At 59.2% G+C, this 7,896-nt stretch carries 11 protein-coding genes and 1 pseudogene; 7 read left to right on the forward strand and 5 right to left on the reverse strand.

What is annotated here, in order from left to right:
• The coding region (locus RXV88_RS22700; protein ID WP_316295960.1) for a transposase at positions 1 to 189 on the reverse strand (189 nt) is incomplete at its 3' end.
• 353 nt (positions 190 to 542) lie between these two features.
• Between RXV88_RS22700 and RXV88_RS22705 the strand changes: the two genes are divergently transcribed.
• The 5 genes and pseudogenes from RXV88_RS22705 to RXV88_RS22725 all read left to right on the forward strand — a co-directional run.
• On the forward strand, positions 543 to 1,163 hold the full coding sequence (locus RXV88_RS22705) for a calcium-binding protein (RefSeq protein WP_316295961.1): 621 nt from the start codon (positions 543 to 545) through the stop codon (positions 1,161 to 1,163).
• A gap of 82 nt (positions 1,164 to 1,245) precedes the next feature.
• Positions 1,246 to 1,632 (forward strand): DUF302 domain-containing protein, encoded by a 387-nt coding sequence (locus RXV88_RS22710; RefSeq protein WP_316295962.1) that lies wholly within the window; start codon positions 1,246 to 1,248, stop codon positions 1,630 to 1,632.
• A gap of 16 nt (positions 1,633 to 1,648) precedes the next feature.
• Positions 1,649 to 2,122 (forward strand): rhodanese-like domain-containing protein, encoded by a 474-nt coding sequence (locus RXV88_RS22715; protein ID WP_316295964.1) that lies wholly within the window; start codon positions 1,649 to 1,651, stop codon positions 2,120 to 2,122.
• Position 2,123: 1 nt separating this feature from the next.
• Positions 2,124 to 2,849, forward strand: a complete 726-nt coding sequence (locus RXV88_RS22720) for a TVP38/TMEM64 family protein (RefSeq protein WP_410468854.1) — start codon at positions 2,124 to 2,126, stop codon at positions 2,847 to 2,849.
• A gap of 47 nt (positions 2,850 to 2,896) precedes the next feature.
• Positions 2,897 to 3,124: pseudogene (locus RXV88_RS22725) on the forward strand (amino acid permease); the annotation flags it as partial.
• 88 nt (positions 3,125 to 3,212) lie between these two features.
• Here RXV88_RS22725 and RXV88_RS22730 read toward each other — a convergent pair.
• The 3 genes from RXV88_RS22730 to RXV88_RS22740 form a co-directional block, all read right to left on the reverse strand.
• Positions 3,213 to 3,665: a DUF3291 domain-containing protein gene (locus RXV88_RS22730; RefSeq protein ID WP_316295966.1), complete on the reverse strand. Its 453-nt coding sequence runs from the start codon at positions 3,663 to 3,665 to the stop codon at positions 3,213 to 3,215.
• Between the two features lie 14 nt (positions 3,666 to 3,679).
• Positions 3,680 to 3,967, reverse strand: coding sequence for a DUF1330 domain-containing protein (locus RXV88_RS22735; RefSeq protein ID WP_316295967.1), 288 nt, complete (start codon positions 3,965 to 3,967; stop codon positions 3,680 to 3,682).
• A gap of 224 nt (positions 3,968 to 4,191) precedes the next feature.
• On the reverse strand, positions 4,192 to 5,010 hold the full coding sequence (locus tag RXV88_RS22740; RefSeq protein ID WP_316295969.1) for a DUF2189 domain-containing protein: 819 nt from the start codon (positions 5,008 to 5,010) through the stop codon (positions 4,192 to 4,194).
• A gap of 515 nt (positions 5,011 to 5,525) precedes the next feature.
• On the opposite strand from RXV88_RS22740, the gene RXV88_RS22745 reads away from it, so the two are divergent.
• The gene (locus RXV88_RS22745; RefSeq protein WP_316295970.1) at positions 5,526 to 5,765 is read left to right on the forward strand and encodes a hypothetical protein; all 240 of its coding nucleotides are present in this window, start codon (positions 5,526 to 5,528) and stop codon (positions 5,763 to 5,765) included.
• 66 nt (positions 5,766 to 5,831) lie between these two features.
• Here RXV88_RS22745 and RXV88_RS22750 read toward each other — a convergent pair whose 3' ends face one another.
• Positions 5,832 to 7,397: a winged helix-turn-helix domain-containing tetratricopeptide repeat protein gene (locus RXV88_RS22750; protein ID WP_316295971.1), complete on the reverse strand. Its 1,566-nt coding sequence runs from the start codon at positions 7,395 to 7,397 to the stop codon at positions 5,832 to 5,834.
• Between the two features lie 126 nt (positions 7,398 to 7,523).
• Here RXV88_RS22750 and RXV88_RS22755 point away from each other — a divergent pair, with 126 nt between their 5' ends.
• The gene (locus RXV88_RS22755) at positions 7,524 to 7,748 is read left to right on the forward strand and encodes a hypothetical protein (protein ID WP_316295972.1); all 225 of its coding nucleotides are present in this window, start codon (positions 7,524 to 7,526) and stop codon (positions 7,746 to 7,748) included.
• Positions 7,749 to 7,896 lie beyond the last annotated feature (148 nt).

The raw sequence follows: 7,896 nt of genomic DNA on the forward strand, positions 1-7,896 counted from the left end.
GAGCCGCTTGAGCTCCTTCAGCTGGTCGGTTCCCATACCGCCGTACTGTTTACGCCAGCGATAATAGGTCTGCTCGGGTAAACGCACTTCGCGGATCGCATCCACACGTGCCATCCCTTGTCCAACAAGCACATCAACCTGCCGCAACTTCTGAACTATTTCCTCTGGCTTGTGTCTCTTGTTCGCCATTCTCTGTCCTCCGCTTCCGAAACATAACGGTGGACCAATTCAGATGGGGAGGCTCACTGGTGGTCCGCGCAGGATGAACAGGTCGGTGAGGGCATCGAGCACGTCGGTCGAGTTCAGCTTTCACCGACTCCCGGATTTGGCGGTGGTCGTCGACCACGAGGATATGAGGTGCCCCGGCCATTTTGTGTTCAGCCTATTTGATGTGCGGGCCCGCGTCAGCGCCCGCTTTGTCGCTGTTTGTATCAGGGCGCCTCACTGCGACACGGGTATACAAATCCCTTCATGACGCCGGTTCCGAATTGCGTTGTGATTGCCCACATGATCAGTGCGAAGAAACCTGGAGGACTCGCGAGATGAAGATGCAAGCAAGAATGGCATTGTCGGCAATTGTGATCACCGTGAGCGCCGGGGCTGCCGTTGCGCACGGCGACGAAGAGGGCCATCGCCACCACGGATGGCATGGCGGGCAGGACATGATGCCGATGATGATGCCCGGCCACGGCATGATGGGGGCCTTCGGCGGACTGCCGGGCACGGGCATGATGGGAGGCATGCCAACGATGGGTGATATGTACGGCGGCCTTGGAAAGATGCTCGATGAAGACGGCGACGGGATGGTCACGCCCCAAGAGATTCGCTTGGGCCTGAACGGGCTCCGCGCGGAATATGACGCCGATGGCGACGGCACGCTTTCGATCGACGAGTTCGAGACGCTGCACAGCGCTCTGATCCGTGAAGCGATGGTCGACCGTTTCCAGTACCTGGATGCGGATGGCGACGGTCGGATCACCGAAGACGAAATGCAGGCGCCCGCCATTCTGATGGACCGGATGCAGGCAAGACGGGAATGGATGATGGACCGCGACGGCTTTGCCCCGGGCCAGATGATGCCCGGCGCGGAGCGGATGAGACCGGGTCAGGGGCACATGATGGAGGATGGCGGCCCCGGACTTCGGAACCGGAACGGCAACTAATCGCCGGCCCATGCGTTAACCAGACGCCGGGCCGGAGAGGCATTCGGCCCGGCCCATTCATCCGAATAAGGAGGAAATGAGCATGCCCTACACCTATGACCGCCTGCTGTCGGACACGACGCTAGACGAGGCCGACCACCGCGTGCGCGAGGCGCTCACGGCCAACGGCTTCGGCGTCCTGACCGAGATCGACGTCAAGGCCACGATGAAAAAGAAGATCGACTCCGACATGGACGGGTATAAGATCCTTGGCGCCTGCAATCCCAAAATGGCTTGGGAGGCGATCGGGCTCGAGCCGCGGATCGGCGCCATGCTGCCCTGCAACGTGATCCTCCGCAGTGTCGAGGGCGGTACCGAAATCAGCGCAATCGACCCCGTCGCGTCGATGTCGGCGGTCGAAAACCCGAAGCTGCACGAAGTGGCAGGCGAGGTCCGCGACATGCTCAAGCGTGCCGTCGACGCCGCCTGAGAACCGGAGGACGACCATGATGCCTTCGCTGCACCGCCGCCTTTTCCTCGCAGGAGTGTTGACCTCGCCCGTCGTGATTGCGGCGACGCCCGGTCTTGCGCAAGGCCGGACCGTCTGGTCGGCGAAAGAGGCCTACCAGGCATTGCGGGCCGATACCGCGCGCCTGATCGACGTGCGCTCGCGAGAGGAGTGGCGAGAGACCGGCGTGGGCGCGGGCATCTGGCCGATCAGCATGCATGAAGACCGTTTCGCGGAACGGTTGTTCGCGGCCAGGGACCTGGCCGGGGACCGCACGGTCGGCCTGATCTGTGCGACAGGCGGGCGCTCCGCCGCGCTCCTTGGCGCGCTGAGAAAGGCGGGATACGCGAACTTCGCCGACATCTCCGAAGGGATGCTCGGTTCGCGCCGAGGTCCTGGCTGGCTTGCAACGGGCTTGCCGGTCGTGCCGATGGAAACCGCGCTGGCGTCCTTGCCCGACGATCTCGCCTGAGATGCCAAAAGACAACGCCACCGACGCCGCGACTGTCTGGCAACGACATGCAGGATTGTCGATCGTTGTTGTGCTTGTCCTGCTCCTCGCCCTGGCCTGGGCGATGGGCTGGACACCAGGTGATATCGACAGGCAGGCTGTCGAAACGTGGGTCGCGGCAGCTGGTGTGTGGGGGCCGTTTGCCATCATCACGTTGATGACAATCGCCGTGGTGGCCAGCCCCATCCCGAGCGCGCCCATCGCGCTGGCGGCCGGGGCCGCCTATGGGCATTACGCCGGGGCCGCCTATGTCGCCATAGGGTCGGAGATCGGTGCCATCACCGCCTTCCTGATCGCGCGTGCCCTGGGGCGCGGGCCGGTCGAGCGGCTCTTGGGCGACAAGGCCGATTATGGGCTGCTCGGCTCGCAGAATGCGCTGACACTCAGCGTGTTCGCCAGCCGGCTCCTCCCTTTCGTGTCTTTCGATGCGATGAGCTATGCCGCGGGGCTCAGTCGCCTGCATTTCTGGCGTTTCTCTCTTGCAACCATGGCCGGGATTCTGCCGGCCAGCTTCGTGCTGGCACATTTTGGGCATATCGCCATGTCGGGCGATGTCGGCAGCGCCGAGTGGGTCGCCCTGGGCCTCGGGTTCGCGACCGCGCTTCCGCTGGTCGTCCTCGCCCTCTACCGCCGCAGGCCCGATGACGCCACAACGCCCGATCCCGATCGAAAAGGAGACCGCGTGTGAGTTCCGAGTACAGAAAGAACAGCCTCTCCCTTACCGATTCCGTGGCCATGGGCACCGGCGTCATGATCGGGGCGGGGATACTGGCGCTCACCGGACAGATCGCCGAGCTTGCAGCCCCTCTGTTCCCAATGGCCTTTGTCGACGGCGCCGTGGTGACAGCCTTCAGCGCCTCCAGCTACATCAAGATGTCCAACGCCTGTCCTTCGGCGGGCGGTATCGGGATGATCCTGAAGAAGGCTTACGGCTCTAGACGGCGGTGCGGCAACTTGGCTTTGCCGCGGGAATGCAACGCAGAGACTGGGATTGAGCGATAAGTCCACCGTGTGAGCAATACTTGGAGCTTGGCACGCACTGCAAAAGGATTCATCGCTTCTCGAAATCCGCCGCTGTCGCCCAATCGAAGGCAAAGGCACTTGGCCCGTGCTGACGTAGATGGTCCAGCCGTTCGTGCGCCTCTGCGAACGTAGGGCGGACGTCCTCCTCGACATTCCACAGGACCATCATCGGTTGACCTGGAGGCAGGAACCATTCCGACTTTCGTCGGTAAAACCTCCCATGCAGCGTGTTGTAGACATAGTGCCGCAACCGCTCAACATCCTGCCAGACCGACAGGGTGACCGCCACGTCGGCTTCGGTCGAATAAGCGTCTCTGTCCGCCTGCGCCTCTGCACTGACCGATGCGTCCGCGCGCCAGAGAAACCCCTCGCTGCGCTCGGCCAATGCAAAAACCGCTGGCACCGCATTGGCAAATTCCGCCACCTCTGGTTCGTCGCGACCCGCCCTGAGACGGCCGAAAGTATGCACTGCGATGTTCATTTCACGCTCCTCACCTAAAGGCCCTCAACGAGGATGAGGTCAGTGTCGGAGATCTTCTCTCTGACGGCACGTGCCTCTGTATACGCATCGCTTTCGTAGAAAGCCCGCGCAGCATCAATGCTCTCGAACTCAATCACGATGGCAAGACCTTTGGCGCCGCCTTCGCGATGGTCCGGTAATGGGTTCCTTACCAGCACCTTCCCGTTGTGCGCTTTGATCGCAGCACCCGATAGCTGCTTGAACTCCTCAAATGCATCCTTGTCGTGAACACGGATGTGCGCGACCAGATATCCTTTCGCCATATCAGTCCCCCGTATCTTGTTGGTGTGTTTAGAAGGTTAACTGTGGGGCAAAGAGTCTGTCTATGCTGTTGCTAGCGAAGAATTGAGAGGAATTAACTCCACCGCACATCAGCGCCAAACAACGTGGCTGGGGGTGAGGAGCTGAGAGCGTGTCACGGCTGCTGCGGTGGGCTAGTGCACAGTTGGCGATCGCAGGCAGCTGCTCAAGGTGATGGCCGAATGGATCATCCCTCCACTGGTGCCACGGCCCGCTGGTAGAGATGCCATGTGGTGTGACCAAGGATTGGCAGGGTGAAGATCAGACCAAGAAATGCCGGAACTAGCGACAACAGCATGGTCACCGAGATGATCATTGCCCATGTGACCATGACCGTGGGGTTTTCACTGACCACGCGGATGGATGTGAGCATGGCGGAAACAAAATCGATTTCTCGTTCGAGTAGCATAGGCATTGCGACGACGGTCACTGAGAACAGTATAGCCGACAAAAGTGCGCCCACGCAGGAGCCAATAGCCAGAAAGGTCCAGCCTTCCGGCGTAAGGAATACGGTAGTCAGGAAGCCCTCCAAATCCGAGAAGGAGGAGTCTTGCAGGACGATCACCAGCACAGTCCGAAACTGGTAAAACCAGACCCACAAGATAAATAGGGTAACAAATGCCATCCAGCCCATTTCGCGTTTACGTTGATTGGCCATGACCGTAAGAATTTCAGGCCAGCCGAAACTCTCTTCCCTCTGCAACCGCCGGGACATTTCGTATAGCCCGGCGGCTGCAAAAGGTGCGATCAGCGGAAAGCCTATGGCGGCGGGAATGACCATCCAGATCTTCCCGAGCCAGAACAGGCACCAAACAAACAGGATTCCGAAAACCGCATAGAACAGACCGAAGAAACCGCTCATAAAAGGGCGCGCCACAAAGTCGGAAAAACCGGCCTTCAGCGACGCGGTGACATCACCCGAAGTCAGCTTGTTGACCTTGGGCATGGTCGGCTTCTGCGGCGTCAGATTGCCCGGTGGCTTGGAACCCCTGGCGTTGGATGTCATGAAACGATCCCCTCAAAGTATGGCGCCGCATTTGTCTGTTTGCACACAAAGCCAGCGGTGAAACATCCATCCCTCCTGCACGAACAGGTTCGCATCAGGTGAGGCTTCGGGGCAAGCGCGGAATATAGCAGCTGGGTCGCGCACGTTTCGGGAACGACATGTTGGGCGCCTTACGCGAGATCGGAGTAGTCAAAGTGAAGCTGCCGGTCACCATAGGTCGCCCTTTTTTGGCTTGCTTTGGACTCCAACCAAGGGCGGGACTTACATTTCTGCGGCGCAGTAGTCCGCTCCGAGCCCAGACTGACAGTGACGTTGAGGACCTCGCTTCGCAGCCGCAGCACAATAGGCCCAGTAAGATCGGCCCGAAGCTGACCTTGAGCCCCCCATTGGTTGCTGCAAGGACTTCCCGCTCAAGCCGAGATGGTATCTAGCAGATATTCTTGCTCGCTGAGGTTGTCTGAACAATTATACAACCGCGGCTTGGATGTCTTGCGACCCACAGAGGGAGGAACAGAATGAAAATTTTTCTGAGCGTACTGGCCATTCTTGGCGTTACCGTTGCTGTCACCCCGGCTTATGCCCAGGACGGTGGAGGCGCTGGGAAACCCGACTTTGGAAATGGTCCTCCAGCAGGAATGGGAACTCCGGCAGGTGACCGTATAGACGCGCCTGGCAAGTCGGAAGACAGCAATGGGAAGTCCGGTACTCCTGGAAACCAAGGCAACGACGAGTTGAACGGCAACGCAGGAACGTAACGGGTCAAAACCTGACCCTCCCCAGTAAGCGAACAGAGCGGCCAACCGCACGGGTCTCAGGACAGGTCACTCCCCGGTCGGCAATCCCGAAGATACGAGCGCCGTCTTAATGGTGCGACGAAGCTCTACGTCAGTGAATGGCATCACGGCAAAGAAAGCAGCGCACGTAGCATCAGGTCGCTTGGCCAATACGGCATCTCGCCATTTCTCCGCTTTCTTTTGTTTGCCGGCCACAGCGTTCGCGATGATTGCCGGGTACATCGCCATATGGTGCGCCCGAGCCTTCAAGGCAGCGTGCTCAGTCGTTTGAACTGCAGTATCGAGTTGACCTAATTGCATTTGGGCCAAGCCGCGCCCCCCGAGCAAGGGCGCCAGAAGGGGGTCCAGCGGACTGAGCGTCTCCGCACTTTTCATGTCGTCGATTGCCTCTTCCGCACGTGCCGCCATGACATTCACCATGCCGCGCGTGTAGAAAGCCCTTGCGTAATTAGGGTCATATAAGAGTGCCGTTTCAAGCCAAGGAAGTCCTTCGTCTGCGGCACCGAGTAACCACGTCACTCGGCCCATGGCAAAATTGGACTGGGGATCATTTGGATCAATTTCCAACGCTCGCTCGGCATAACGCCGGACATCAGCCACGGCGGCATCGCGGTCCGACCGTAGATTTAGAAAGACATCTTGGAACTTGGCGAAAGACATTGCGGCATGCGCGCTGGCGAATTCGGGGGACAGTTCGAGCGCACGCTCGAAATACTGTTCTGCGAGCCGGTTATCATGCGCGTTGAACCGGTAAACATGGGTTAGGCCAAGGTGGTAGTTGCTCCATGCGTCAAGCGTGTCTGGCCCCAGAAGCCGAGCTCTAGCGGCTTCATGCTGAGGAATGTACAAGTCGAGGGCCGCTATGACTGAGGCAACGAGCCGTGGCCTCAGTTGCTGCAAAAGCTCTATCTCAGTCGTGAACTGATCGGCCCAGACCAAAGAGCCGTTTTTTGTGTCGGATAGTTCTACCGTGACGATGACTTTCGCACCTGACGCTTCAACGGAACCAGTCAGACAATAGCCAACTTGTAGAAGACTGCGCAGTGTGTCGAAATCGACCACATCACTATGAAACCGGAAACTGGAGCCGCGCGCTATGACTTCGATCCAGCGAAGGCGGGATAGAGATGCAATGATTTCAGCCGGTAACGCGCTGTTGAGGCCCAAGAAGTGTTCTTGCGCGCCGATATAAGAGAATGGCAGGACAGCGATCCGCGGACTTTTAATCTGCTCCACGCAAGAGTGGTCATCGTCCCGCGCGGCAATAGCCACATCTGAACCAGCGCGAAGCCGAACGGTTCCATCGAAGCGAAACCCGCGTCCCCTTATCGTCTTGAGCCAGGTCTGTTCAGTGCCGTCATCCCCGAGGGCGCGACGTGCGGCCTTGATGGCGGTTGCTATGGCTGCATCCGAAACGATACGCCCGCCCCAGACCGAGGCTATGAGTTCATCCTTTTCGACAAGGCGACCGTGTTGCTCGACCATGTAGGCAAGCAGCGTGAAGGCCCGAGGCTCTACGGGCACTGGCCCATCTTTACCGAGAAGCTCTCCCCGGTTCAGATCAAGGATGAAATCGCCGAACGCGTATTCCATGAACGCAAGCCTACTCAATCCCCATGCAATCACCAAGAAATCCCCAAAGTGCGCTCAAGCGACGGCGTTTGGGATGGGGCAGTCTGTTTCTACCAGAACAACAGGCCAACCCAAAGGAGTTCTTCGATGTTCACAGCCACGCTCTCCCGCCCGATTGCTTCGATCGCAAAGCTTTTCGTCACTCGCAGCGCGACGAACGCCCCATCTCGCGGGCCTCTGCCCTCTTGGATCAATGACCGGCAGCTGTCCGAGCAGCTTCTGAAAGACACGGGCCTGAGCCCCGAGGACCTCAGCGGCAGTCCGTCTTATGATGACAGAAAGCCATTCTTCATGCAGTCAAATTTCTGGTAAGAGATAACTGCTGCCGCGCCGATTTAAGGCGCGGCGCCGGCCTCGGTCAGGCATTCCAAAACGTCCGCTAAGGGCTCTTCCAAGACATCTGAGCAAAATGATCAGATGACCGCTGGACGGCGGTAAGCAGCCGTCAGAGCCCACGGAA

Origin of the sequence: Aestuariicoccus sp. MJ-SS9 (assembly GCF_032586235.1) — a bacterium.
Classification (GTDB): domain Bacteria; phylum Pseudomonadota; class Alphaproteobacteria; order Rhodobacterales; family Rhodobacteraceae; genus Aestuariicoccus.